The 25551-nt window shown below is 61.1% G+C and carries 22 protein-coding genes and 1 pseudogene; 15 read left to right on the plus strand and 8 right to left on the minus strand.

Translation table 11 applies throughout. From position 1 onward, the window contains the following. Positions 1-223 precede the first annotated feature (223 nt). The 7 genes from ACILRA_RS04130 (at position 224) to ACILRA_RS04160 (ending at position 5973) form a co-directional block, all read left to right on the plus strand. Positions 224-568, plus strand: a complete 345-nt coding sequence (locus tag ACILRA_RS04130; RefSeq protein WP_395660825.1) for a hypothetical protein — start codon at positions 224-226, stop codon at positions 566-568. Next, on the plus strand, positions 568-777 hold the full coding sequence (locus ACILRA_RS04135) for a hypothetical protein (RefSeq protein WP_395660826.1): 210 nt from the start codon (positions 568-570) through the stop codon (positions 775-777). The genes ACILRA_RS04130 and ACILRA_RS04135 overlap by 1 nt, the downstream gene beginning before the upstream one ends. Positions 778-811: 34 nt before the next feature. Continuing rightward, complete coding sequence (locus ACILRA_RS04140) at positions 812-2353, plus strand: hypothetical protein (protein ID WP_395660827.1); 1542 nt, start codon at positions 812-814, stop codon at positions 2351-2353. 53 nt (positions 2354-2406) lie between these two features. Then, a complete protein-coding gene (locus ACILRA_RS04145) occupies positions 2407-3174 on the plus strand; it encodes a hypothetical protein (protein ID WP_395660828.1) in 768 nt (255 codons plus the stop codon). Beyond that, positions 3171-3992: a hypothetical protein gene (locus tag ACILRA_RS04150; protein WP_395660829.1), complete on the plus strand. Its 822-nt coding sequence runs from the start codon at positions 3171-3173 to the stop codon at positions 3990-3992. The genes ACILRA_RS04145 and ACILRA_RS04150 overlap by 4 nt, the downstream gene beginning before the upstream one ends. An 823-nt stretch (positions 3993-4815) precedes the next feature. Then, positions 4816-4962, plus strand: coding sequence for a hypothetical protein (locus ACILRA_RS04155; protein WP_395660830.1), 147 nt, complete (start codon positions 4816-4818; stop codon positions 4960-4962). An 81-nt stretch (positions 4963-5043) separates the two neighbouring features. Then, the gene (locus ACILRA_RS04160; protein ID WP_395660831.1) at positions 5044-5973 is read left to right on the plus strand and encodes a DMT family transporter; all 930 of its coding nucleotides are present in this window, start codon (positions 5044-5046) and stop codon (positions 5971-5973) included. A 192-nt stretch (positions 5974-6165) separates the two neighbouring features. On the opposite strand, the gene ACILRA_RS04165 is transcribed toward ACILRA_RS04160, so the two are convergent. The 3 genes from ACILRA_RS04165 to ACILRA_RS04175 form a co-directional block, all read right to left on the minus strand. Further along, positions 6166-7364 (minus strand): IS3 family transposase gene (locus ACILRA_RS04165; protein ID WP_395660832.1). Its coding sequence is split into 2 segments (ribosomal slippage): positions 6166-7115 and positions 7115-7364, totalling 1200 coding nucleotides; the frame shifts between segments, so codons are not numbered across the junction. 90 nt (positions 7365-7454) lie between these two features. Then, positions 7455-8495, minus strand: a complete 1041-nt coding sequence (locus tag ACILRA_RS04170) for a sterol desaturase family protein (protein ID WP_395660833.1) — start codon at positions 8493-8495, stop codon at positions 7455-7457. Positions 8496-8647: 152 nt separating this feature from the next. Beyond that, complete coding sequence (locus ACILRA_RS04175) at positions 8648-10255, minus strand: ABC transporter substrate-binding protein (RefSeq protein ID WP_395660834.1); 1608 nt, start codon at positions 10253-10255, stop codon at positions 8648-8650. 308 nt (positions 10256-10563) lie between these two features. Between ACILRA_RS04175 and ACILRA_RS04180 the strand changes: the two genes are divergently transcribed. From ACILRA_RS04180 to ACILRA_RS04195, 4 genes are all read left to right on the plus strand, one after another. After that, a complete protein-coding gene (locus tag ACILRA_RS04180) occupies positions 10564-11310 on the plus strand; it encodes an enoyl-CoA hydratase-related protein (RefSeq protein WP_395660835.1) in 747 nt (248 codons plus the stop codon). A 22-nt stretch (positions 11311-11332) separates the two neighbouring features. Beyond that, entirely contained in the window at positions 11333-13417 is a 2085-nt protein-coding gene (locus ACILRA_RS04185; protein ID WP_395660836.1) for an acetate--CoA ligase family protein, read from the plus strand. Beyond that, positions 13414-14874: an amidase gene (locus ACILRA_RS04190; protein ID WP_395660837.1), complete on the plus strand. Its 1461-nt coding sequence runs from the start codon at positions 13414-13416 to the stop codon at positions 14872-14874. The genes ACILRA_RS04185 and ACILRA_RS04190 overlap by 4 nt, the downstream gene beginning before the upstream one ends. Before the next feature lie 126 nt (positions 14875-15000). Then, on the plus strand, positions 15001-16155 hold the full coding sequence (locus ACILRA_RS04195) for a Coenzyme F420 hydrogenase/dehydrogenase, beta subunit C-terminal domain (RefSeq protein ID WP_395660838.1): 1155 nt from the start codon (positions 15001-15003) through the stop codon (positions 16153-16155). A 1-nt stretch (position 16156) separates the two neighbouring features. Here the strand turns inward: ACILRA_RS04195 and ACILRA_RS04200 are convergent. The 5 genes and pseudogenes from ACILRA_RS04200 to ACILRA_RS04220 form a co-directional block, all read right to left on the minus strand. After that, positions 16157-16474: pseudogene (locus tag ACILRA_RS04200) on the minus strand (NAD-binding protein); the annotation flags it as partial. A 63-nt stretch (positions 16475-16537) separates the two neighbouring features. Continuing rightward, complete coding sequence (locus tag ACILRA_RS04205; protein WP_395660839.1) at positions 16538-17566, minus strand: NAD(P)/FAD-dependent oxidoreductase; 1029 nt, start codon at positions 17564-17566, stop codon at positions 16538-16540. 16 nt (positions 17567-17582) lie between these two features. Continuing rightward, entirely contained in the window at positions 17583-17903 is a 321-nt protein-coding gene (locus tag ACILRA_RS04210) for a 2Fe-2S iron-sulfur cluster-binding protein (protein ID WP_395660840.1), read from the minus strand. Between the two features lie 3 nt (positions 17904-17906). After that, the gene (locus ACILRA_RS04215) at positions 17907-19172 is read right to left on the minus strand and encodes a diaminopimelate decarboxylase family protein (RefSeq protein ID WP_395660841.1); all 1266 of its coding nucleotides are present in this window, start codon (positions 19170-19172) and stop codon (positions 17907-17909) included. A gap of 315 nt (positions 19173-19487) precedes the next feature. Next, positions 19488-20360, minus strand: a complete 873-nt coding sequence (locus tag ACILRA_RS04220; protein WP_395660842.1) for a LysR family transcriptional regulator — start codon at positions 20358-20360, stop codon at positions 19488-19490. A gap of 272 nt (positions 20361-20632) precedes the next feature. Between ACILRA_RS04220 and ACILRA_RS04225 the strand changes: the two genes are divergently transcribed. The 4 genes from ACILRA_RS04225 to ACILRA_RS04240 all read left to right on the plus strand — a co-directional run. Further along, on the plus strand, positions 20633-21427 hold the full coding sequence (locus ACILRA_RS04225; protein ID WP_395660843.1) for a carnitinyl-CoA dehydratase: 795 nt from the start codon (positions 20633-20635) through the stop codon (positions 21425-21427). A gap of 61 nt (positions 21428-21488) precedes the next feature. Beyond that, positions 21489-23618 (plus strand): FAD-dependent oxidoreductase, encoded by a 2130-nt coding sequence (locus tag ACILRA_RS04230; protein ID WP_395660844.1) that lies wholly within the window; start codon positions 21489-21491, stop codon positions 23616-23618. Continuing rightward, positions 23615-24466 carry an aldo/keto reductase gene (locus ACILRA_RS04235; protein WP_395660845.1) on the plus strand — a complete coding sequence of 284 codons (852 nt, stop codon included), beginning with the start codon at positions 23615-23617 and terminating at the stop codon, positions 24464-24466. Before ACILRA_RS04230 ends, ACILRA_RS04235 begins: the two co-directional genes overlap by 4 nt. Continuing rightward, positions 24459-25551: serine hydrolase domain-containing protein (locus tag ACILRA_RS04240; RefSeq protein WP_395660846.1), on the plus strand; the 1093-nt coding region annotated here is incomplete at its 3' end. The genes ACILRA_RS04235 and ACILRA_RS04240, both read left to right, overlap by 8 nt.

Consider the following 25551-nt stretch of genomic DNA (forward strand, 5'->3'; position numbering starts at 1 on the left):
TGTCCGGCAATCAGGGGAGATCCGGCATGATGTTCAGAACAGCAGCGATCCTGCTCTCGATCGCCGTCTCGACCGCTGGATGCGCGACTGACCCGCGGCTGAAGAGCGACTGCGACTGGGCCCAGCCGATCCGGCCTTCACGGTCGGATGTGCTCACCCGGCAGACCAGGGAGCAGATTCTCTCCCACAATGAGTCTGGCGCGAAGATTTGCGGATGGAAACGATGAGCGTTTCCATCTCTGAGGGTCCCGCCATTGTCGCCGGTTACGAGTACAAGCTGCAGCTCGAGGCTGAGAGCCCCATCTTCCCGGAAGGCTGTTCGTTGACCGCACATGTCCGGGGCAGGGTCAGCGACAATAATGTCATCGCCACGCTCACGACCGCGAATGGCGGCCTCGCGAGAATCTCCGACACCGTCGTGGAAATCACCATCCCGCCCGCCGCTACGGCCAGTCTCCCGCCGGGGAGCATCGTCATGGACGTGGTGCGCACCGATCTGGAGCCGGACAGGCACCTCAACTTCACCCTGGAGATACCTGTCGTCCGCCCGGTCACCCGAGGTCTCTGATGACACAGGGCCCCCAGGTTACGGCGCATACAGGTCCCATTCGCTGCCAGGGGCCCATCAAGGTTCGCGCCCTCATGGCGCCGGTCACTGTCAAGGTTCGCGGCACGCCCGGTCCGGCGGGGCCACGGGGCCTGAAAGGCGACATGGGCGACCAGGGGCCCGCCGGCAATCTCGATGCCGGCATCGTCATCGACGGCGGCAATTTCTGATCATCAACATCTCGCAGAAGGAAGCACTCCCTCCATGCCTAATGTGATCCGCATCAAGCGCCGCGCCTCCGGCAACGCAGGCGCACCCGCCGCCCTTAAATCCGCCGAGTTGGCGCATAACGAAGTCGACAACACGCTCTACGTTGGCAAGGGCGACGACGGCTCCGGCAACGCCACCTCCATTGTGGCGCTGGCGGGCGTTGGTGCCTTCGCCGATCTCTCCACCACACAGACCGTGGGCGGCGCCAAGACCTTCTCGATCGTGCCGAAGTCCTCGCAGGATGCTTCCGCGTCGACCGACCTGGTGAGGAAGTCGCAGTTCGATACGGCGCTGACTGGCAAGGCGAGCACCACTCACAGCCACGCCATCGGCGAAGTGACAGGCCTGCAGACTGCGTTGGACGGAAAGGCCGCAGCTTCACATTCCCACGTTATCGGTGATGTGACCGGTTTGCAGACCGCTCTGGACGGGAAGGCGGCTTCGTCTCATGTGCACGCCATCGCTGATGTGAGTGGACTCCAGACGGCCCTCGATGCCAAGGCGCCGCTGGTTTCGCCCGCACTCACCGGAACACCCACCGCACCAACGGCGGCCAGCGGCACGAATACCACCCAACTCGCCACCACCGCCTTCGTCCTCGGCACGCGGCTCGACCAGTTGGCCCAGCCCACGGCGGATGTGCCGCTCAACTCCCGCAAGATCACCGGGCTTGGCGATCCAGTGTCGTCACAGGACGCCGCGACCAAGAATTATGTCGACCTTGCGGTGCAGGGGCTTGATCCAAAACAGTCCGTCAGGGCGGCCTCGACCGCGAACATTGCCACACTCTCTGGCACGATGACCATCGACGGCGTGGCGCTCGTTGCCGAGGACCGGGTACTGGTCAAGGATCAGACCAGTTCCGCCCAGAACGGCGTCTATGTGGTTGCCGCAAGCACCTGGGCCCGTGCCGCAGACATGGACGCCTGGGGTGAACTGGTCTCGGCCTATCTCTTCGTCGAGCAAGGCACCGTCAACGCCGACATGGGCTTCCTCTGCACCGTCGATCCGGGCGGCACGCTGGGGACCACCTCCGTCAGTTTCGTCCAGTTCAGCGGGGCAGGGCAGATCGTGGCTGGCGCGGGTCTTACCCGCACGGGTAACACCCTTGACGTGGTAACGGCGTCTTCTGCCCGCATCGTGGTCAACGCCGACAGCATCGATCTCGCCACCACCGGCGTGGGGGCGGGCACCTACCGCTCGGTCACGGTTGATACCTATGGGCGTGTGACAGGCGGCACCAACCCGACCACGCTCTCGGGCTACGGCATCACCGACGCCCAGTCGCTGGACGCGACGCTCACGGCGCTCGCCGGGCTTGCCACCGCCGCCGACCGGCTGCCCTATGCCACGGGCATCGATACCTTCGCCCTTGCCACATTCACAGCCTTCGGGCGCTCGCTCGTGGATGACGCTGACGCCGCCACGGGCCGCGCCACCCTCGGCCTTGGCACGATGGCAACACAGGCCGCGAACAATGTTTCCATCACCGGCGGGACCCTTGACGGTGTCACCATCGATGGCGGCACCTTCTGAACAGCGAATATTCCTTCTCTTTCCACAATACATAATCTTGAACCGGAGCCCTCATGGGAATCAAGCTCAAGCGATCAGCCACAGCCGGAAAAGCCCCGGTGGCTGGCGACCTCGAACTAGGCGAATTGGCCGTCAACACATGGGACGGCAAGCTCTATCTGAAGAAAAATGACGGCTCGGACACTATCCTCGAGGTAGGACCCGTCCGCGCGGTTGCCGGCAAGACCGGCGCCGTGACGCTGGCCAAGGCGGACGTGGGCCTCGGAGAGGTTGATAACACCTCCGATGCCGCCAAGCCCGTTTCCACGGCGACCCAGATGGCGCTCAACGGGAAGGCCAACAACTCGCATGGCCATGCCATCGGCGACGTGACCAGCCTGCAGGCGGCGCTTGACGGAAAGGCCCCGCTGGCCTCGCCCGCCTTGACCGGAGCCCCCACCGCTCCCAGTGCCGCAGCCTATGCGGACAGCTCCCAGATCGCCACCACCGCGCAGGTCTACGACACCGTCACCTCCGTCCCGGAAAATGCCCAGACCGGCACGGCCTATACCCTTGCGCTCTCTGACGCCGGAAAACTGGTGTCATTTAACAATGCCGCCGCAATCACACTCACCATCCCCACCAATGCCATTGTGGCCTTGCCCATCGGCACCCGCATCGACCTTCTTCAATACGGGGCAGGGCAGGTCACGGTCGGCGGCGCCGGTGTCACCATCCGCTCGTTCGGGGCAAGGCTCAAACTGGCCGGCCAGTACTCTGGCGCCACGCTCTGGAAGCGCAGCGCCGACGAATGGGTCTTGATCGGAGACATCACGGCATGATGAGAGATACCATCCTCGCGGCCACCATGGCCTCCGGCCTGATCCTTCCGCCCAAGGCAGAGCTTCATCTTCCGCCGCGGCCTGCCATCATCAAGCCGGGGAATCTCGATGCGTCAGGCCACCTCCTCTCCATGCCGGTCACCCTTGGTATGATGAAGAGGAAGGCGGCAGGTCCCCTGTCGCTCACCCACGTCTCGGCCATACTCTCCTCGCAGTCGTCCGGCTCATCCTTCACCTCGGGGTCCACCAGCTTTGGAAGCACCGTCAGTGCGGGGAACACGCGCTATCTCCTGTGCCTCATCCACAATATCTGGGGGAGCGGCGGGACCGATGGATGGACCAACAGCTGCACCATCGGCGGTGTCGCCGCGACCAAGCTGTTCCGCGCCAACGCCTATGCCGGCCAGGTCACCGACTGCTGGTACATCGAGAACAACACCCTGACCTCCGGAACGCTTGCCGTCACGTGGAACGGTACGGGCTCGCAGTTCCTCAAGACGGGCTTCAGCATCTGGCAGCTTGTCAACCCCGCAAGCATAATCCCCGTGATCACCACGAATGCCGCATCGGCAACATCAATCGCGGTCAGCGTCTCACGAAGTGCCTCGCAGGTCGGTCTTGCCATGGCTTCGCCCAATGTGGACTCGGGATCCAACATCTCCTGGTCGAATGCCACACTGAAGTACAACATTCTCGGTAATTCCACGACCCGCTGGAGTGCCGCCCAGATCGACACCCAGACAGGAACTTTCAACGTCACCGGCATCCAGTCAGCGACGGGAAACATCATGCGCGTGACTGCCGCTGTCTGGAGTTGAGGCCGCTGACGCTGGTGTTTCAATCAAGGGGTCATTTGTTGGGCGGCTGGCGACAGGGCGCAGAAGTACAGACACCATACAGATGACGCCTGCTAGCGCATGTTTGGCACCAAGAACATCGTAAACCCAGAGTACGTGGCGCGGGCGGCGCGCTGAGTGTGGCTGCGTTTGGCAGGACGGGTTCTTGGCGGGTACGCCGACATTCTCGCCCCACCATTCGATCCGGGCCAGTGACGGACGTTTAGCAGGGCAGGGCGTGCCGGGAGCACTTCTTCGCTCAACCAGCACGCCCGGCTTCGTTACGGCTGACCTAGGCCAGCCATACGGCCGGCGAAACCTCGAGCCGGCCTGGTGGGCTCCAGACGGGTTCGCCGCCATCCCCACCACCGCGCTCGATCCGCCCCGCCGTGCGGCGCATCCCGCGGTCCTCGCGGATGTCTGGTCCGGATCCCACTGGGTCCATTACCAGAACAATGAAGAAAGTTGTTTCCGAAGGTGGATAAGTCCTTCGAAGCCAAAAACTGCAAGATGGTGGTCGGATCGTTGAGACTTCGTGTCAGACGCGATCAAAGTCCTGCGCGTTCTGGTCTAAAAGCTTGCGGCAAACTCCAAAGTCATGCGTGCAACAGTGTCGATCCTCTGGCGTACGTCGAATAGTCATCCGCATGCCCGCACAGTTGACCTTCTCCCGTGGTCCTACGCCCCCGTCAGCTTCATAGATGTAGCCTGAGGATAGCAGTTTTCGCCTTGGTCGAGATTGCAGGTGCTAGAAGTTTCCTAAGGGATGGCTACTGCGAGGATAGAAGAGTACATCAGGCTTTGCTTGCTCCAGCTCAACGGAATGGTCGAGCGTTCACGCCGAAAGGACGAAGAGGAGTTCTACCAGCTCCTCGCCTACGAGGATGACGTCGATTTCGAGGGAGAGCTCGCCCACTGGGTGCTCAAGACCTCATGGCGCCTTCAATGGTAAGGTACCTTAAAAGAACTCAGAGAGAAGCTATAAACTCCTCTAGGACTTTTCCGTCAGATCTGCTTTATCATAATCTTGGCCATGTTCGCTTCCGAAGCCTTTGCCATTTCCGCCGCCGTCTGCTTCGCGCTGACTTCGATGTTTCTAGCCGAGCTGAGGGGACGGGTGCCGCTGTTCCAGCTGACGCGCTGGCAGATGGTTGCCACTTTTATTATGACGGGGCTGGTGTCCATCCTCCTCGGTGGCTGGCGGACGGTGGGGCCGGTCCAGTTCTGGCAACTGGCGGGCTCAAGTGTCGTCGGGATAACCATTGCCAGCACCACATACTTCGCGACGATCTATGCGGTGGGCCCGCGCATCACGGCACTTTTGTATTCGCTCACCGCTCCATTCGCGGTGCTGCTCGGTTACCTTGTCTATGGCGAGACAATCAGCATCGCGCAGGGACTGGGGATCCTGCTGGTACTTGCCGGAATCCTGCTGGCGATTGGCATCCAGGTGGGCCTTGGTTCCGGTGATCTGGCAGAGGCTCAAGGCAAGACAAAGTCGCCTGAAGGATTGGGAGTCGCATTCAAGTGGGGCCTCTGGCCGGGGTTTGGCTTCGGGATAGTCACTGCACTGGGAACGGCGGTGGGAAATCTGCTGGCGCGCCCCGCCATGGCGGCCGGGGTCGAGCCTTTCACGGCCATGGGGCTGAGGTCCGGGCTGGCGGCACTGATCTTCGTCATCCTCTCGGCAACACCGCTGGGCAATAACTCGCGTCAGCCGGTTCGCGCGGGAGCACTGGTGCTCGTCGTGGCATCCGCCTTCGTGGGGGCTACGCTTGGCATGTCACTCCTCATGGCAGCACTTCACACCGGTAACGTCGGCATCGTCTCGACCCTGTCCTCGATGACCCCCGTTCTCATTCTGCCCATGGTGTGGATCCGCAGTGGTAGGAGACCCGGTCTCGCGGCGTGGCTCGGCGCGATTCTCGCTATCGCAGGCACGGCACTGATCAGTCTCCGCTGAGAGCTGTCCACCTGACCATCCGACCCTAATGAATCCGAGTAGGACCTGCTACTGGTATCAGCGGTCGCATGCGTCATCCCGAGGCTTCTGCACCTTCGACGAGGGGCTATCTTCATCCAAGGGCATTGCATGTCAAACGACTCTCGACTCTCTAGCCGCGAGTTGCTTCAAAACCGATGGTGTGAGCCCCTTTTACGATCCAGTCGTGGGTATAGTCTCGGCGACATGATTGCCCTGTTGGGCGGTTGATGCAATGGCCATGGGCGCGGAGCCCTCAGGTAGCGCAGCGCCCGATGGCCATTGCTTGCTCAGGCGGCTGCGGTCTGCGAACTCGGATGGCGTCAGCCAGCCGAGCCTTGAGTGAGGTCTTTGGGTGTTGTAGTCGCGCCGCCACTGTTCGAGCAGGATGCGCGCCTCGTTCAGGGACGAGAACACCGTTTCGTTCAGCAACTCGTCCCGGAGCCTGGCATTGAAGCTCTCGATGAAGGCGTTCTGCTGAGGCTTTCCCGGCGCGATGTAGTGCCACTCGATCCGCTGTTCCTGAGACCAGCGCAGGATCGCCATGCTGGTGAGCTCGGTACCATTGTCTGAAACGATCATCGCCGGCCGTTTGCGGGTAGCGATGACCCGGTCCAGCTCGCGCCCGACCCGGAAACCTGAGATCGAGGTATCGGCGACGAGGCAGAGGCATTCAGCACTGAAGTCGTCGATCACGGCCAGCACCCGGAAGCGGCGGCCAAAGGCAAAGACGTCGGACACGAAGTCCAGTGACCAGCGCTGGTCCGGAGCCTGTGGGATGACAAGCGGAGCCCTTGTGCCGGAAGCCTTCTTGCGTCCTTTCCGGCGCCTCACCTGCAGCCGCTCCTCGGCATAGAGACGGCGGACCTTCTTCAGGTTCACCACGGTTCCCTCCCGCTTCAACATCTGGTTCAGGCGGCGGTATCCAAACCGACGGCGCTCGCTCGCCAAGTCCTTCAGCCGGGCGCGCAGAGCGGCATCGTCCGGTCGCCGATGCCGGTAGCTGACCATGCTCCTGGGGGCTCTGACGACTTCACACGCCCGCCGTTGGCTGACCTCGTAGGTGGTCACGAGATAGGCCACGGCATCACGCCTCGCAGCGGGCGTCAGAATTTTTTTCCATTGAGATCTTTCAACATCGCTACGTCGAGCATGGCTTCGGCCAGCAGCTTCTTCAGCTTGGCGTTCTCATCCTCGAGCACCTTCAGGCGGCGGGCGTCGGAGACATCCATGCCGCCGAACCTGGCCTTCCACTTGAAGAACGTGGCGCTGCTGATGCCATGGCGGCGGCAGACTTCCGCCGTCGCCAACCCCTGTTCCTGCTCCCGCAGGATTGCGATGATCTGCTCCTCGGTAAACCGGCTCTTCTTCATCGTCCAACTCCCCTTAGTGAGGCCGTCGGACTCTACTCATTTTTGGATCAGTTTGCGGGGCTCACACCACCGACACAACGCGTCGTGGTGTCAGCCTCTCGTGACGCCGCGCTTCTTCATGTTGGACCGGATGTGCTTGAGCCCTTCGGGTGTACCGTCATGGTATGTGCCGAACCATTCGTCGAAGGGAATATCCGGCTCTCCATAGTTGCACTCGAAGTAGCGATGGTGGAGCTGATGAAAAAAGTCACCAATGGCGAGCCCATTTTCCGACTCGGTGCCCGCGGTGATCTTCTCGAACCCCGCATGTGAAGTGGGACCCTGCAGGACCTTCGACTGAAGATGGAAGATGAAGTGGATGGGATGAGATGCCAAGATCACGTGAATGGCTACAGAGCTCAAGTAGAGAAGATGCTCCACCGGATGCATCGAAAATCCCGACCACGGTCCGGTGACTATGTTCCTGTGGTGCAGGTGGTGAACCCGGGCATAGAGCGGCTGCCAGTGGATGAGGCGGTGGATCCAGTAGAAGTGAAAATTCCCGAACAGAGGAATGATTACGAACAGCGCAAGGAACCACACGGGATGATCGCTCCAACCGATTGTCGGAAGATACCCGTTCGCATAGGCCCACAGCCCGACGACTTCGTAGGCAGTCCAGATTGGCACGCCACTCGCCAGCGACCAGAAGATGTTGTCGTAAGTCTGGTTGTTGAACGTGAACCTCCTGCTGTCCGTCTGAAGCGGCCGGGTTTCATAACGCAGATGGTCCGCCTGGCGGTGAAAAGTGTAGAGATACAAGTGAAGGCCGCCTGCAACTACGGTCAGCATCACCAGATTGCGGAAGAAAACATAGGCGATCCAGTCGATGGAGAACGTCCGGGTGTCATCCGGGCTCGGCGTCAGATATGCCCAGGTCAGCGCTGCGATGACTGCGATAATGAGCTTGACCGAGATCGGAAGCCATCCGCCCAGGAGGTTCTTCAACAAGATGAGAGGCCTGATCGGCCACTGCGCGATCGGCGATCTCGGCATGGGGAACGGCGGATGCCAGTTCCACAGTTCGCGCCCTTTGCCCGCGGAGGACCCTTCTTTCCCGGGCTCCGGCCCGGTCACTTCGACGGAAGACATTTCGGACCTCAAGATTGATTGCTGCCTGCCATGTTCAGGCGGGGAAACCGGTAAGACAAACACAAAGAGCAAAAGCCGGCCATGACGTATTCTAATGGCGAAACGCCGGCATGACGCTCGGCGTTTCGCTCCCTTTCAGCATACTTCCACGATCAGGAAGCAACGGCCCATTTCTTGAAGATCTGGAAATTGTCGAGCGGCTTCGCACCCCCAACGGGGCCGCCAGTGTCGACACCCTCCGCAACGCCATGGACCATGTTCTGGTAGAGCGGAACGATCGTCGAGCCCTCGTCGTGAAGGATTAGCTGGATCTCGGCATAGAGCTCCTTGCGCCTCTGTTGGTCCAGCTCTGCTCTGGCTTCGGCAACGAGCCTGGTAAACCTCTCGTTGCACCAGTTTGTGTCGCCCCAGGCGGCTCCGCAGATATAGGCGAGCGACAGGATCAGGTCCGGTGTCGGCCGGGCATCCCAGTAACAGAAGGAGAACGGTACCTTGCCCCAAACGTTCGACCAGTAGCCATCATTTGGCTCGCGCACGGGTTCAATTACAATGCCGACCTTCTTCGCACTGTCGGCGAAGACAAGAGCGGCATCGAGGGCGCCGGAGAACGCTGCGTCAGCCGCATGAAGCTGGATCTTGGTGCCGGCGAAGCCCGACTTCGCGAGGTGGAACTTCGCCTTGTCGGGATCGTAGTCGCGCTGCGGGATGTCAGCGTTGAAGAACCTGTCGAATGTGGGAACAGGGTGGTCGTTCGCGAGCGACGCATGGCCATAGAAGACTTTGTCGCGAAGATCGGCCCGGTTGACCGCATACTTGAGGGCGAGGCGGAAGTCGTTATTCGAGAATGGCGCCTTATCGGCATGCATCGGCATGGTGATAGTCGAGCCGCCCGGAACGCTCAGCACTTTTATGCCCGCCGTCTTCGCGAGCACATCCGCCGTCTTGGGGTCAACAGGCTGAATGACGTGGAGTTCACCCGCCACCAGGGAATTGGTGAGCGCGGTGCTGTCGTTCACCGACAGCAGCTCGAAGGACTCGAGCCTTATCCTCTCAGCCTTGAAATAGTTCGGATTGCGCTTGGCCATTCCAACCACGCCCGGAGTGAACTTCTCCAGCACGAAGGCGCCGGAGCCGATGCCGGACTGATCGAGGACACCGTCTTTCGAGGGGCAGATGGAGAATATCGTCTGAGCCAGGTAATGTGGGAAATCCGCAGCGGGCTCACTCAGATCGAACACGATGTCGTTTCCGTCCGACTTCAGCTCCGACACAACCTTCATCAACGACGCGCCCGCAGCCTTGGAATCTGGCCCCCGGTGAACGTTGATGGAGTCGATCACGTCCTGCGGCGTGACGGTCTTGCCATTGTGGAATTCTGCGCCCTTCCTGAGCTTGAAGGTCCAGCGCCTTCCACCGTTCCCGGAACCCCACTCCGTGGCGAGGTCCGGCACGATGTCACCGTTCGTCTCCTGATCTACGAGCTTGCTCCGGATGGACTCGATCATGGTTTGATTTTGGGCACCGCCCGTTGTCCCGATGTCGAGGGTATCCGTCGTGGCGCCTCCTCCTACCCCGACCTTGAGGTGGCCCCCGGCGGGGGCTGCGGTGGCGCGCCGCACCGGGAGCATTCCGATTCCGAGGCTGGCGGCACTAATCGCTGCCGCACCTTTCATAAATCCGCGCCGGTCCACGGGCGGAAGTCCCACTTTCAGCTCATCAACTGCAGCATGCGGAACGGTCTTGTCAGAATTCTTCTCCATGGAACGTCCTCCAGCTTTCTTGATTTGTTTCACGTCAACTAGACTGCCGGACGGCGACCTTTTGGAGAGCTACCCGACCTTACCGAGAGGTTATTGGAAAACGTGGGCACATGACCATTTCAAATCGCCGAAAAGCGCTATTGAGCAAACCGATATCCCCATGACCCCCATCCCCGCCGGGCTATTTGAGCTTTAAATATCAGCAATCGCCTATTTGAACTGGTCGGCCCAAGATATTGAATAATAGGCTCAGCGTGCTCCGCGCCATAACTCAGCAAACTCAGGAACCGAAAATCTCAAGCCCGCCCATGGATCACCACCGGAATGAGCATCTCAAGATCCAGGCCGAGGATGGCGTTCTGATGATCACCCTCGACCGGCCGCCGGCGAATGCCATCGACATGAAGGTGAGCCGCGATCTTGGTGACATTCTGCTCTCATTCCGTGACGACCCCGCGCTTCACGCGGTGATCTTCACGGGAAGCGGCACGCGCTTCTTCTGCCCTGGATGGGACCTGAAAAGTGACTACGGCGAGGATCGGACCCGGGTGAACTATGGTGTGGGCGGCTTCGGAGGGTTCCAGGAACTGCCCCACCTCAACAAACCGGTCATCTTCGGGATCAACGGCATCTGCTGTGGCGGCGGGCTGGAGATCGCATTGTGCGGAGACATACTTGTTGCCGCGGAACATGCCACGTTTTCCCTGCCCGAGGTGCGGATCGGAACGCATGCTCCCGCCGCCTGCATCGCGCTGGCCAAGCGCATTCCTTATCACATCGCCATGGAGATGCTGCTGACCGGCCGCTGGTTCGATGCCCGGGAAGCGCATCGCTGGGGGCTGGTGAATCACGTCGTACCGTCTGAGGCACTCCTGGCCAAGTGCTGGGAGATCGCCCGCACGATCACGGGGCGCTCACCAGAAGTCTATGCCGTCGCCAAGGAAATCGTCCGCGAATCCGAGGACATGAAACGCCGGGATGCGCTGAACAAGCTGAAAGCGCGGCAGTTCCGCTCGGTCGCGGCCGAGATCGCCAAATGCAGCAAGACCAACTGACGAGAAAAGAAACGATCAGCTCATGACCGCCCACCCGCACCGTCTCTCTCCTCTTCTCGCTCCCCGTTCGATCGCGCTGGTCGGCGGGTCGCCCCGGCATGGCAGCGTCGGTGAGTTGATGGTGCGCACGCTGCTCAAGGGGGGCTATGGGGGCGATGTGACCATCGTCAATCCGAAATACAATTCGGTCAGCGGACTGACATCGGTCGCATCCCTGAGCGACCTACCGGTCCCGCCGGACCTTGCCGTGCTGTCCGTTTCATCCGAACGGATGGAATCCGTGATGCGGGAGGCGATCTCCGCCGGCGCGCGGAGCGCCGTGATCTTCGACTTCTGCCAGCTGGAGGGCGAGACAGAGCCCAAGCTTGTCGACAGACTGAAGGCCATAGCCGCGGAAGCGGCCTTCCCAGTATGCGGCGGCAATGGCATGGGGTTCTTCAACTTCGATACGAAGACATTCGTGAGCTTTCAGGAGCCTTCCTTCACGGAACCGGGTCACATCGCGGCCATCTGTCATTCCGGCTCTGTTTTCGCGATGCTCGCCGATTCGTCGGGAAGATACGGATTCAACCTCCTGACGGCGCAGGGGCAAGAGATCTCGGGCACAGCCGCCGATTACATGGATTTTGCGCTCGAGCAGCCCACGACCCGCGTGATTGCGCTTTTCCTGGAAGCGGTGCGCGATCCCAAGCGCTTCGTCGCAGCCCTGGAGAAGGCGCGCGCATGCGGCATACCCGTCGTCGTGACCAAGGTCGGAAGGACGGAGGCCAGTGCACGCCTCGCTGTCACGCATTCAGGTGCCCTGGCCGGCAACGACACGGCCTTCGAGGCGCTTTGCGAGCGTTACGGTGTGCTTCGGACCGACGATCTCGACAGTCTCATGGCAGCCTGCCAGATCCTGTCGCTCGACAAGAAGATCGGCACGGGAAAGCTGGCGGCACTTCTCGATTCGGGCGGCCTCCGCGAGTTGATGATCGACCTGGCCGAGGAAACGGGCGTCGAGTTCGCGGAGCTCACGCCTCCCACCGTCGAGTCCCTCAGGAAAAGGCTCTATTTCGGCCTTGAGGCCGTCAATCCTCTTGATGCGGCCGGCCTCTACAACGAGGACCTTGGCGAGGTGATCGGGAGTTGCCTGGACATACTAAGCGATGACGCGAACGTCGGGATCGTCGCGCACGAATACTTCTCGACAGACTCGACGGAGGGGGTCGCCGGCATTGCCGAGGCGGCAAGTCGGATGGGCGCCGGGTCCCGGAAGCCATATGTCCTCACCTACTCGCTTGGCAGCGCGAACAACCTCGCATTTGCCACCCGCATGAGACAGGCGGGCGTTCCCGTCATCAACGGCATCGGGCCCCTGCTGGCGGGCCTCAAGTGCGCCTTCCGCTACCGCGACCACGCAGATCGGAAAGCTGGCTCGCTACCGGAACTCGACGCCGCGAGACTTACGGAGTGGCGCAAGGTGATCGCTGGCAGCGATGGCCTCGGCGAGGCACAGGCGTTGCAGCTGCTCTCAGACTGCGGGATCGACGTCGCCAGAAGCATCATCTGCGATGGCGTCGGGGAGGCCGTGCGGGCCGCGTCTGAGCTGAACTACCCCGTCGCCGTCAAGACGGCCGCGCCGGGCATCGTTCACAAGTCCGACGTCGGCGGCGTTCATCTGAACATCATCAGCGAGGAACAGGTGCGCAGGGCTTGCGATGCCATGTTGCATCTCGGCGCAGCGGTCTGTGTGGCCGAGATGGTGCCGAAGGGAGTGGAGCTGGCATTCGGCGCGCTCAACGATCCGCAGTTCGGCCCGGTCGTCATGGTGGGTGCGGGTGGCACGCTCGTCGAAATTATGGAGGACCGCGCCTTCGCCCTGGCGCCGGTGTCGCCTGCCGAGGCGAAGGATATGATCGGGAAGCTCCGCATCGCAAAGGTGCTTGCCGGGGCCAGAGGCGCTGCCGCCGTCGACGTCGATATGTTGTCGGAGATATTTAGCCGCTTTTCGGTCGCCTGCCATCTGCTGCGCCATGTTCTTTCCGAGATGGACGTCAACCCCATCATTGCCACTCCTGGCCGAATCGTCGCGGTGGATGCCGTGCTCGCGGCGAGGCGGCCATGACCCTCGATGAATACGCATCTCTCGACGCAGTCGCCCTGGCCGACTGTGTCCGGAAGGGGGATGTCAGCGCAGCGGAATTGGCCGAACTGGCCGCCCGGTCCGCCCATCTGCTCAACCCGCATCTGAATGCCATTATTGAGTTGTACCCCGAACGCATTTCGTCTCCCGAACCACCGGAACCGGGTCAGCCGTTCAGCGGCGTGCCTTTCCTGGTGAAGGACCTCAGCATCACGGAGAGCGGCCGGTTGCACGAATGTGGATCCGAGCTTCTGAAGGGAAACGTCGCCAAGGCCGACTCTGAACTCGTCCGGAAGTTCAGGGCTGCCGGCTTGAACATCCTGGGACGTACCACGACCCCGGAGTTCGGATGGTCGGCCTCGACGGAATCAAGGCTCACGGGAATCACCCGCAACCCCTGGAACCCTGGGCGAAGCGCAGGTGGCTCGAGCGGCGGATCGGCGGCGGCAGTTGCAGCAGGCATCGTTCCTGCCGCCCACGGCTCCGACGGAAGCGGGTCCATCCGAAACCCGGCTGGCTGGTGCGGGCTCGTGGGGCTGAAGACCAGCCGCGGCCGGATTTCGTCAGCCCCAGCGGTCGGCATGCCGCCCGGAGGACGTCCCGTGAGTTTCGTGCTGACGCGCAGCGTGAGGGACAGCGCCGCAATGCTCGATGCCGTCCATGGCAACATCGACGGCGACCCCTTCAGGATTGCCCCTCCCGGCCGGCCGTATGTCGAGGAGATGCAGCGCTCCCCGGGCAAGCTGCGAATCGCCTACACCTGCGAGCCTTGGAATGGTGCATCTGTGACCGATTGCGTTCTCAGGTCCTTTAGGGAAACGCTTGATCTGCTCCGCGAGCTCGGACATGAGCTCATCGAGGCCAGGCCGCCGTTGGACTGGGACACGGTCGTCGAGTCGGTCCTTGCCACGGGTGCTGCGGGAATCGCACATCGCGTGGAGTGGGCGGCCAGGACCCTGAATCGTAAGCCCTCGCCGGAAAATCTCCAGAGCACGACCTGGGTGACCTATGAGCACGGCAGATCCCTTTCGGCCTCGAGGCTTCTCGATGCGATCGATTATCTCGACAGGGTCAGCCGCTCCATGGGCGTATTTCTCTCGGAGTACGACGTGCTGCTGACGCCGACCAGCACGACGGAGGCACCTCCGCACGGCACACATGATGCCGACCAGAAGAACATCACGACCAGGCAGTGGTCCGACATCATTCATCGCGAAGACTGCTTCCTGCTTCTTGCAAACATTACTGGGCAACCTGCCATCTCGCTACCACTGCACATCTCGGTGAATGGACTGCCGATTGGCATGCAGTTTGTTGGGCGAATGGGCGATGAGACGACTTTGTTCCAGCTGTCTGCTCAACTGGAGGCTCACTCGCCCTGGCAGTCACGCAAGCCCGGACTGCATGTTGCCAATGCTGCCACCCTTGGAGCTTCCTGAATGCACACGCTTGTAGAATTCCGGAGACCTGCTTCGAAACCCGCGACTCTTGCCAAGATCGTGGAATCTGGACTCTGCATGGGGTGCGGGCTGTGCGGAGCCATAGCGGGAAGTCACGCCATCGACATGGTGACCACGCCTGAAGGGCGGGTGCGCCCGTTACAGAAGGGCGAAATCGCGCCGGATGCATGGACTCAAATCCTTGCCACATGCCCCGGAATCAATGTCACGGTCGATAGGGGGGAGGATCATGACGGAGGCGTAGATGACCTCATCTGGGGTCATCATCATCGCATCGTCCTCGCCCATGCCGGAGATACTGACTTGCGTTTCCGATCAACATCCGGTGGTGTGCTTTCGGCTCTGGGTTCATATCTCTTGAGAAGCAGGCAAGTTGAATTCCTGCTCCAGGTGAGAGCGTCGGCCTCCGAGCCGATGAGGTCCGAGACCATTCTGTCCCGGACCGTCGAGGAGGTGATCTCATGTGCCGGAGTACGCTACGGGCCTGCCGCCCCTCTCGGCGCTATCCGGGAAGCGCTGGACCGGCGGCTTCCATTCGCCTTCATCGGAAAACCATGCGACGTGGTCGGATTGCGCCTGCTGGGCCGGCTCGATCCGCGCGTGGGGCAGTATTGCAAGTTCGCGCTATCGCTGCAGTGCGGGGGTGGACCGGAGTTCATCAAGTCACGCGATCTAGTGCGTAACCTTGGACTTCGCGAGGAAGAGGTTTCGCTCCTGCGGTACCGCGGCTTCGGGAACCCGGGACGGACGCGGATCGAGACGCATGACGGAAGGGCGTTCGAACTCACCTATCAGGAGATGTGGGATGACCAGAGCAAATGGTGCAGCCACTCCCGGTGCCGGATCTGCCCGGACGGCATTGGAGAAAGTGCTGATGTAGTGGTTGGAGATCACTGGCCTGGATGCGAGCCTTCAGGAGAAGACGCTGGGTTCAATTCGGTGATGATCAGAACGAGCAAGGGACTGCAGCTGATGGCGGCAGCAGCCGAGGCCGGAGATGTCCGCATCGCGCGTGAAATCGGTCTTGACGAGATGAGCTTGCATCAGCCCCATCAGGTGACAAAGAAGGAGGAGGTATGGGGCCGTCTGGCGGGGCTGAGAGCAGCGAAACATCTGGTTCCAGACGTAGAAGGACTCAGGCTCAGGGAGATCGCATCCGGTCAGCCGCGGTCAAAAAGCATGGCAGCTGCCAAAGGGGCAAGGCGGCGGCTCCGCCAGGGCCGCTTCACGGAGCCGCCTGTCCGCGAGGAATGCAAATGAGTCAGGCGAGGCCCATCGAAATGCCGGTCTCGAAGAGCAGCGAATCGCCGAACTGCAGGCTCGATTCTATCAACTCAAGCACCACCTCTGTGGTGCCTGAACCATAGTGCTTCTGGGCGTGGCGCTCGTCGCGGGTGCGGGCGATGATCTTGAGTTCCTGCCTGATCGCGCACGCCACCATTACCACTTTGTCCAACCGCATCTGGTTATCCATAGTCACTGCGAGGGCGCGGGCTTCCGCTAGGCCGCAGCGCCTGAGAAATTCGGCGTTGCCGGTGTCGCCGCTATAAGCTGAGAGGCCGTTCCTGCGTACGCGGAATACGAACTCAGGATAACTGCTCGAACTCGCGAGGAAGCGGCTTAGGTGCGAGAAGACGGAGAGTTAGGAAACGCCCAGCTTCTTCTGCAGGCTCGAACTCGATGTCGTGTACTGGAACATCAGCCGCTCGCCCGGGTTCTTGAGCTTGAACACCTTCTGCGCCATCAGCGCGGCCTCGTGGAAACCGGAGAGGATGAGCTTCAGCTTGCCGGGATAGGTGTTGATGTCGCCGATGGCGAAGATGCCCTCGACCGAGGTTTCGAACTTCTCGGTGTCGACGGGGATCAGGTTCTCGTGAAGGTTCAGCCCCCATTCGGCGACGGGCCCGAGCTTCATGGTGAGGCCGAAGAACGGCAGCATCGCGTTGCAAGCGACGTCTAAGCTCTGGCCGTCATTGCCTTTCACGGTGGCGGCCGAGAGAATTCCGTTCTCTCCCTTGAGCCCCGTCACCTGGCCGAGCTTGAAGGCCATCTTCCCGGCCTCGACCAGTTCGCGCATCTTCTTCACCGAGTCCGGCGCGGCGCGGAAATCGTCGCGGCGGTGGAGCAGCGTCAGGCTCTTCGCGATGGGCTGCAGGTTCAGGGTCCAGTCGAGGGCCGAGTCGCCGCCGCCGACGATCAGCACGTCCTTGCCGCGCAGCGCCTCCATCTTCTTCACGGAATAGAACACCGAGGAGCCCTCATAGGCCTCGATCCCGGGGATCGGCGGCTTCTTGGGCTGGAACGACCCGCCGCCCGCCGCGATCACCACGGCCTTGGCGCGGAAGATGAGGCCGCCGTCGGTCTCCACCTCGAAATCGGCCTCGCCCAGCTTCTTCACGCCGGTGACCATGTGGTTGAAATGGAAGCCGGGGTTGAAGGGCTTGATCTGCTCCAGCAGGCGCGCGGTGAGTTCCGCCCCCGTGACCACGGGAAGCGCCGGAATGTCGTAGATCGGCTTCTCGGGATAGAGTTCCGCGCACTGTCCGCCCGGCCGGTCCAGGATGTCCACAACGTGGCAGCGGATGTCGAGCAGGCCCAGTTCGAACACGGCGAACAGCCCGCAGGGTCCGGCCCCGATGATGACGGCGTCGGTGGTGATCACGTCGGACATGGGAGAACGCCCTTCCTCAGAACTGCTTATCAGGAACCTTCACGCGCAGGCCGTCGAGCGCGTCCGACACCTTGATCTGGCAGGAGAGCCGGGAGTTTTCGCGGACGTCGAAGGCGAAATCCAGCATGTCCTCCTCCATCGGGTTGCGCGCCCCGGCCTTTTCCACCCACTCCGGCTCGATGTAGACATGGCAGGTGGCGCAGGCGCAGGCGCCGCCGCAGTCGGCGTCGATTCCGGGCACCATGTTCTTGACCGCCGTCTCCATCACCGACATGCCGGGAAGCCCCTCGACCGTCTTTTCCGTGCCGTTGTGCTGGATGAAGGTAATCTTCGGCACGTGTCAGGGTGTCCGTGGCTCGTCCTGCTTGAACCGCTCGGGCAACACCACTGTCGCAAACACGTCATCCACGGTTTCGCGGCGCCGTATGAGCCAAGAGAACTTTCCGCTCACAAGCGCCGTTGCGGGCCGGGGAAGCGAATTGAACTGGTAGCCCTTGGCTTCGCCATACATGCCGGCATCCAGCACAGCAATGATATCACCGGCATTTAGTTCCGGCATCGCGCAGTCGCGTACGAAAACCGACGGCACGCATGTCATACCCACCAGATCGACCTTCTGGCTGAGCGGCCTATGCATGCCTGCTGCCGCCAGCGCGATATAGGTGTAACCGAAGAGATCGATCTGAAGAAGATTGTTCGTGCTCGAGTCGACGTTCACCCACGTGAAGCCCAGTTCCTGGTCACGCTTGATCAGTCCCACCGTCGTAAGGAAGACGCCGGCGTTGCCGACGAGATATCGGCCCGGCTCCAGCCAGATTTCGGGAAGCGGCATCTGACCTTCACTGAAGATCCTGAGCATGGGAGCGCAGACGGCCGCCGCATAGTCTTCAATGGGATGGGGATTGCGAACATCGCCCGAGGACTCCGGATCACGCTCGCGTGCCCAGCCACCACCGAGATCGATCATTGATGGCGCGAAATGCGTGTCCTGATAGAGGGACAAGATAATCTGGGCCAATTCGGTGCCGATGGCACCGAACATGTTGGGATCACGGGACGCCCGCCCGATGTGGGTATGGTAGCCGAACAGCTTGAGGTGTTCATGTCCAATGAGCCTGCGAATGATCCGCTTCGCAGATTCGGCAGTCTCCCCCCACTTCGACCGCCTCATGCCCTGAAAGAAGTTGGGGCGCTTGAAGCAGTCGCTGGAAAAGTCCCTGAAATAATCCTCTGGCAGCACCTTGATTCGGATCCCGACACGGACGGCCTTTCCAAGGCGCTTCGCCACCGCCTCGACGGAGTCGACCTCCTCCTCCGAATCCAGGTTGATTGTCAGTCCCAAGTCAATCGCGCGTGCGATCACATCGTCCGGCTTGTACGATCCGTTGACGACGATCTTCTTCGGATCGGCACCCCCAAGGAAAGTGGCCTGAATCTCGCCGAGACTGAAGCAGTCTCCTCCAGCACCTTCCTCATGCAGAATGGCCCTGACGCTGGGGTTTGGGTTCGCCTTGATAGCGTACATCACGTTGACCGGAGCCGGCCAGCTGGTCTCGAAAGCAGCCTTGATGCGCCGGAAGTTGCTGCGCAGCGTCGCCTCCGACATGACGTAGAGCGGGCTTCCGAAGCGCTTGACGAGTTCTGCTGCGGAAATGCCTTCGATCATCAGGCTTCCGTCCGCCGATACGCTCAGCTGATCGGAACTTGTCATCCACCGGTGCAAGACCTCTTCCGGGGTGTTGGGTACGGCGACATTCATCATCTAGCGAACTCCCGGTGAGATGCGCGGAACGCGACCATGGACCAAAGAACCTGGCCATGCCTCGGAACATACGTTTGCTGCCGCGTTCCGCACCAGTGCGAAACGCCAACACCGGCTATTGAAGCGATAGATAGCTAGATGCGGACCTCAAGGACACCGTCACTCGACGAGCACAGCTGGGCTGTGTATGGCCGTGCCGAGAAGCTTGAGGAGCGCCGAAACGCTCCTTGTGGGAGTGGGATCCGCCGAGAACAATCCAAACTCGAGTGATGGCAGTTGCGGCAGTCCTTCCGATTCACCCAGCACACGCAATGTGGGCCGCAAACACTCCCGGATCATGTAGGTGACTCCGAGGCCAGCCTCAACCGCGGCGAAGACGGAGGAGAACGTTGTCGTCGAATACACTTTCTTCCAGGAGATCTTTTTTTCGTCGAGGATCTTCAGAACATGCCGCCCCCAGCGCAGGTCTCCCTCGGCGATCAGGACCAAGGGAAGAGGCTTGGTAGGATCTACCTCAAAATGACGGTTTCCGACCCAGAGCAGCGGCGTGAGCCACCGGACATGAGGCTGGCGGGACATGTACTGGGTTGTCCCCAGCGCGAGATCGATGCGGCCCTCCCTCAACAGTCCGTCGAGTACCGTCGACTCGGCAACCACCACCTCGATCTCCACCGATCGCTGCATCTCGGCAAATTCCCTTAGGAGATGCGGCAGGCGCCCGACGGTGAACTCCTCCGTGAGTCCGAAGCGTACCGTTCCGGTCACCAGCTCCTGATCCGCCATTTCCATCAGCTCGTGGAGTAAGGCGAGAACGCGTTTGGCATAGCCCGCCACAATTTCACCTTCATGGGTCAGCTCTACGCCTCTCGCGTGCCGGTGGAGGAGCCGCGCGCCCATGATCCCTTCGAGCTGCTTGATCTGGATGCTGATCGCGGATTGCGACCTGTGCAACAGCTCCGAGGCCGCGCTTATGCTGCCGCACCGAGCAACTGTCAGAAGGCTGCGCAACTGATCTATCTGAGGAAGAAGCATTCGCTTTTTCAAATGCCCTTGAGCTTTGCTATTAATAAACATCATAACACGGGAGTTACACACCCTCAACAGCAATGAAGGCAGCAGGTCCGGTTAACGGGGCATAAGGCAAGCCGCGACTGCCAAAGAATGATATCGGTTTTCATCCACCTATTGATATTCGTGATATCTACCCTTGGCACTTTGAAATGGTGCAAATCTCGGCGGAGAAACTAACGTCTGGCCACTAGGCAAGTCGCCTCAACCATCAGGATATGCGGCAAGGGGTTCATATGAGCAAGACAGGCAGCGAATTCGTAAAGACCATGCGACAGGACGGGGTCCTGCAAGTGACCCTCGACCACCCGCCCGCCAACGCCATCGACGCGCCCGTCAGCCGGGCCCTGGGCGACACCATGCTCTCCTTCCGCGACGATCCGGAGCTGAGGGTCGCAATCATCACGGGTGGCGGCGATAAGTTCTTCTGTGCGGGGTGGGACCTCAAGTCCGCCGTGGACGAGATCATCGACGACCCCGACTACGGCGTGGGCGGATTCGGCGGCATTCAGGACCTGCTTGACATGAACAAGCCCATCATCGCCGCCATTAACGGCATCTGCTGCGGCGGTGGCTTCGAGTTCGCACTTGATGCCGACATACTTGTGGCTGCTGAAGATGCAAAGTTCGCATTCCCCGAAATCCGTGTCGGAACCTATGCGCCCGCTGCCTGCATCGCGCTGCCCAAGCGCATCCCATACCATATCGCCATGGAGATGCTCCTGACCGGAAGGTGGTTCGACGCGCAGGAGGCACACCGCTGGGGCCTTGTGAATCACGTGGTGCCGCGCGAAAAACTCATGGAAAAGACTTGGGAGATCGCCCGCCATCTGGCGAAGGGCCCGCCGCTCGTCTTTGCTGCGACCAAGGAGATCGTTCGCGATGCTGAGAACAAGAAGTTCCAGGATGCCCTCAACAAGGTAAACGCGAAGCAATACAAGACGGTCGAGAAGATGATTCCCAGTGAGGACCGGAAGGAGGGCCCCAGGGCTTTCATGGAAAAACGAGAGCCGGTCTTCAAGGGGCGATAACGGGAACCAGGGGGAGCGAGGTGCCTCAAGCCCGGCGCTCCCCGGGTCCACAGGATGCTGTATGCTCTCCCGCTGTGAAGACGAGGTGGCCATAGTGACACGCGATCCGAGGTACGATGTCCTCTTCGAACAAGTCCGGATAGGACCTGTCACGGCCAAGAACCGCTTCTATCAGGTGCCCCACTGCAATGGCTCCGGATCCGTCTCACCCCATACGCAGGCTGCAATGCGGGGGATGAAGGCTGCCGGCGGATGGGGAGTGGTAAACACCGAGTGGTGCTCGATCCATCCGACGTCGGACACGCCCGCGGCCGGCGCATCGAGGATGTGGTCCGACGAAGACGTCCGGACAAACCTCATGCTGACCGAGGCGGTACATCGCCATGGCGCCCTGGCTGGCTGCGAATTGGCACATGCCGGCCTAACGGCCCACAATCATTTCAGCAGAATGAACGTCATGGGTCCTTCGCCGCGACCCCTGCCCAGGCAGGACTTCCCCGGCAACGGGCGTGCCATGACGAAGGAAGACATTCGAAATCTGCGCAAATGGTACCGGCAGGCCGTCGCCCGCTGCATCCAGGCCGAGTTCGACATCGTCTACCTCTACGTGAGTCATGGCATAACGGTGTTCACCGATTTTCTCTCACCGCGCATCAACACGCGGACGGACGAGTACGGTGGCAAGATCGAGAACCGTGTGCGGCTCCTCCGCGAGACCCTGGAAGATGTGGCCGATGTAGCAGCCGGAAGATGCGCGGTCGCCGTGAGATTCTGCGTTGACGAGCATCGCGGCGCAACAGCGATCACGGCGGAGGACGGGCGCGCCGTGATCGAGATGCTGGCCGAAATGCCCGACCTGTGGGACGTGAATGTCGGCGGTCCGGATGACATGCTCACTTCCCGGTTCCGCAAGGAGGGCTGGCAAGAGCCAGGTATCGCCTTCGTTAAGCAGTTGACCTCGAAGCCGGTTGTCGGCGTCGGCCGCTTCACGAGCCCCGACACGATGGTTTCGATGATCCGCCGCGGCATTCTCGATCTGATCGGCTGCGCGCGGCCTTCCATCGCTGACCCCTTTCTGCCGAGAAAGATCGAAGAAGGCAGACCCGATGACATTCGGGAATGCATTGGCTGCAACATATGCCTTGCCTCCAACCAATTGTCCGTGCCAATCCGGTGCACCCAGAACCCGACTATGTCCGAGGAATGGCGCCGCGGCTGGCATCCGGAAATCATCCCGCCCAAACCGAGAAGTGCTCGCGTGCTTGTCGTCGGCGCAGGACCCGCCGGCCTCGAGGCAGCGAGAGCCGCCGGTGCACGGGGTTACGACGTTACCCTTGCAGAGGCAGGCCGGGAGCTGGGCGGTCATCTCAATCAGGTGGCGAAGCTTCCGGGGCTCGCCGAATGGATTCGCGTCCGTGACTGGCGTGTGGGCCAGCTTCAGAAGATGGACCATGTCGCGATCTTCCGCGAGAGCAGGCTCGACACTGAGGCAATCGTCGAACTGGGCCACGAACATGTGATCCTGGCCACGGGATCGTCATGGCGTAGGGACGGCGTGGGTCTGACCAACTACGTTCCAATTCCGGGACATGACCAGAGCCACGTCGTCTCGCCGGACGATGTCCTTTCGGGCGTCAAGCCCGCTTCTCCCGTTGTGATATTCGATGACGATTCCTACTTCATGGGAGGAGCTCTTGCGGAGCTTCTCGCGCGGCAGAACTGCGACGTGACGATCGTCGTTGCGTCCTCCCACATCTCTCCCTGGACACAGCTCACCTTCGAACACAGCGAGATTCACAAGCGCCTGGTGAGCCTCGGTGTGCGGATCGTCCTCAATAGCAACCTCAGCAGGATCGGCGTGGAAACCGTCGAGATTTCCGGACTATTCGGCGAGCCCATGCGGCAGCTTCCTGCGGCTGGCGTGGTGCTGGTCACCATGCGCGTGGCGAACGACGCGCTCTATCACGACCTCCAGGCACTTGCTTCCACGGCACAAGGCACGGCCGCTTCGATAACCACCGTGGGAGACTGCCGCACTCCGGGCCTCATCGCCGAGGCCGTCTTCAGCGGTCATTCTGCGGCGAGAAACCTTGACGCCGAAGACGATGGCGGTTTGCCGTTCCGCGTCGAGCAAGTTCCTGCGAGCTTTGAACCGCCGTTGCCCGGGCAGGGAAGGCCGCAGGGAACATGAGCGAGTATGTCAGGACACCAAACGGCATTCCGGTCATGGGATTCGGACTCTACGCGCTCTCCCCAGAGTCCGCCCTTTCCGCGGTGACCACTGCACTCGAATGCGGGTATAGGCATTTCGACACCGCACAGAGTTATGGCAACGAGGAGGCGTGTGGCATAGCGATCGAGCGTTCGGGGCTTTCGCGCAGCGAGATCTTCGTGACCACCAAGGTCAAGCCGCGAAACTACCTGGCCGGACGGATGCTGGGCAGTGTCAGGGCGAGCCTGGACCGACTCCGCAGTTCCTGTGTGGACCTGCTTCTGATCCACTATCCCTCGCCGTGGAACGAGGTACCGGTCGAAGTCTATCTCGAGCAGCTCCTGCAGGTTCAGCAGGCAGGGCTCGCTAGACTCATCGGCATATCGAACTTCACGATCGCCCAGACCGACCGGGCCGTGGAATTGCTCGGCAAGGGAAACGTGGCCACGAACCAGGTCGAGGTTCATGTCTTCATGCAGAACCGTCCAATTGTTGATCATTGCCGGCGGATCGGCATACCGACGACCGCCTACTGTGCACTGGCGCGGGGTACCGTCTTCGGAGCGCCGGAGGCAGGTCTTGGCCCGCACGCGACACTCCTCGACATCGCACATGCGCATGGCGCCACGGTCGGTCAGATCGCGCTGGCGTTTCTCATTCACGAGGGCCACGTTGTCCTGTCCACGACGACGGCGAGAGGCCAGATTTCGGAAAACCTAAAGGCGCGTGACATCTCGCTCACCTCCGCCGACATGGAGCGGCTGCGTCATCTCGACTTGAAGAAGAGAATTGTCGAATGGCCGTACTTTCCGGTCTTCGATGTCTGAAGGCGTGAAAGACTTGCACTCCCACGACACGATCAGAGCCTCCGGCACATGCGCAAGCAAATACGAGCGTGTTCTCGCGGCTTTCGAGAAGAACTTCAACACCGTGAGCGTGGAAGGTTATAGGGACCTGGGCGCCAGCCTGTGCGTGATGGTAGAAGGCGAAACAGTCGTTGACCTCTGGGGTGGTCACATTGATCGCCAGCGTTCGGAGCCGTGGAAGGAGGACACGATGGTCTGCGTGTTTTCCGTGACCAAGGCCGTCGCGTCCATCTGCATGCACATGCTTCACGAGAGGGGCGTGATCGATGTTGACGCGCCGATCGCTCACTATTGGCCGGAGTTTGGCGGGCAAGGAAAGAGCGGCATCACCGTCAGGCAGGTTCTTTCCCACCAGGCCGGGCTCATGTTTTCGGATGCGGCGGGGGATGGGAAGCTCTGGTGCCCTCGGGAAATGACCGGTGCGCTCGAAGCCAAGTCGCCCGAGTGGATTCCGGGAACTGACGGTGGATACCACAGCTTCACCTTTGGACCGATCCTCCAGGAAATCGTTCAGCGATCGACCGGCAAGACACTCGGTCATTTCCTGCGACATGAGGTAGTTGCTCCACTAGGCATCGAGTTCGGGATTGGCCTCTCGGACGAAGAGAACGATCGCTGCAGCCCGTTCTTCGTCAATGAGATGAATGGCACCATAAGTGCGTTCCGGCATGACACCCGGTCATCCGTTTACCGCTGCTGGAAGGCTCTGCCCCGGGATGAGAGCTTCAATTCGGAGAATTGGCGCAAGCTCGAGTTCGCATCGCTGAATGGGCACGGAAATGCACGGGCAATCGCGAAGCTTTTCGCCTGCCTTGCTGGTGACGGGGAGGTCGGCGGTACACGGCTCCTGTCGCCTGCCCGGGTGCGGGATCTGTCCTCTCAGCACTGGCAAGGAATGGACAGGTTCTCGGAGAGCCACGCCCGCTACAACGCTGGTTTTCAGTTATCTAATGAGGTTTATCCATTTGGGGGCCACCCGGGCAGTTTTGGGTTCTACGGTATCGGAGGCAGCGTGGGCTTTTGCGACCCGGCCAGCCACCTTGCAT

This window comes from Aestuariivirga sp., assembly GCF_044239095.1.
Classification (GTDB): domain Bacteria; phylum Pseudomonadota; class Alphaproteobacteria; order Rhizobiales; family Aestuariivirgaceae; genus Aestuariivirga.

What these genes read in the sequence shown, in the direction of transcription:
- ACILRA_RS04130 (WP_395660825.1), top strand. Translation starts at nt 224, where the DNA reads ATGAGCGTTTCCATCTCTGAGGGTCCCGCCATTGTCGCCGGTTACGAG.
- ACILRA_RS04135 (WP_395660826.1), top strand. Translation starts at nt 568, where the DNA reads ATGACACAGGGCCCCCAGGTTACGGCGCATACAGGTCCCATTCGCTGC.
- ACILRA_RS04140 (WP_395660827.1), top strand. Translation starts at nt 812, where the DNA reads ATGCCTAATGTGATCCGCATCAAGCGCCGCGCCTCCGGCAACGCAGGC.
- ACILRA_RS04145 (WP_395660828.1), top strand. Translation starts at nt 2,407, where the DNA reads ATGGGAATCAAGCTCAAGCGATCAGCCACAGCCGGAAAAGCCCCGGTG.
- ACILRA_RS04150 (WP_395660829.1), top strand. Translation starts at nt 3,171, where the DNA reads ATGATGAGAGATACCATCCTCGCGGCCACCATGGCCTCCGGCCTGATC.
- ACILRA_RS04160 (WP_395660831.1), top strand. Translation starts at nt 5,044, where the DNA reads ATGTTCGCTTCCGAAGCCTTTGCCATTTCCGCCGCCGTCTGCTTCGCG.
- ACILRA_RS04170 (WP_395660833.1), bottom strand. Translation starts at nt 8,495, where the DNA reads ATGTCTTCCGTCGAAGTGACCGGGCCGGAGCCCGGGAAAGAAGGGTCC.
- ACILRA_RS04175 (WP_395660834.1), bottom strand. Translation starts at nt 10,255, where the DNA reads ATGGAGAAGAATTCTGACAAGACCGTTCCGCATGCTGCAGTTGATGAG.
- ACILRA_RS04180 (WP_395660835.1), top strand. Translation starts at nt 10,564, where the DNA reads ATGGATCACCACCGGAATGAGCATCTCAAGATCCAGGCCGAGGATGGC.
- ACILRA_RS04185 (WP_395660836.1), top strand. Translation starts at nt 11,333, where the DNA reads ATGACCGCCCACCCGCACCGTCTCTCTCCTCTTCTCGCTCCCCGTTCG.
- ACILRA_RS04190 (WP_395660837.1), top strand. Translation starts at nt 13,414, where the DNA reads ATGACCCTCGATGAATACGCATCTCTCGACGCAGTCGCCCTGGCCGAC.
- ACILRA_RS04195 (WP_395660838.1), top strand. Translation starts at nt 15,001, where the DNA reads ATGGTGACCACGCCTGAAGGGCGGGTGCGCCCGTTACAGAAGGGCGAA.
- ACILRA_RS04205 (WP_395660839.1), bottom strand. Translation starts at nt 17,566, where the DNA reads ATGTCCGACGTGATCACCACCGACGCCGTCATCATCGGGGCCGGACCC.
- ACILRA_RS04215 (WP_395660841.1), bottom strand. Translation starts at nt 19,172, where the DNA reads ATGTCGGAGGCGACGCTGCGCAGCAACTTCCGGCGCATCAAGGCTGCT.
- ACILRA_RS04220 (WP_395660842.1), bottom strand. Translation starts at nt 20,360, where the DNA reads ATGCTTCTTCCTCAGATAGATCAGTTGCGCAGCCTTCTGACAGTTGCT.
- ACILRA_RS04225 (WP_395660843.1), top strand. Translation starts at nt 20,633, where the DNA reads ATGAGCAAGACAGGCAGCGAATTCGTAAAGACCATGCGACAGGACGGG.
- ACILRA_RS04230 (WP_395660844.1), top strand. Translation starts at nt 21,489, where the DNA reads ATGCTCTCCCGCTGTGAAGACGAGGTGGCCATAGTGACACGCGATCCG.
- ACILRA_RS04235 (WP_395660845.1), top strand. Translation starts at nt 23,615, where the DNA reads ATGAGCGAGTATGTCAGGACACCAAACGGCATTCCGGTCATGGGATTC.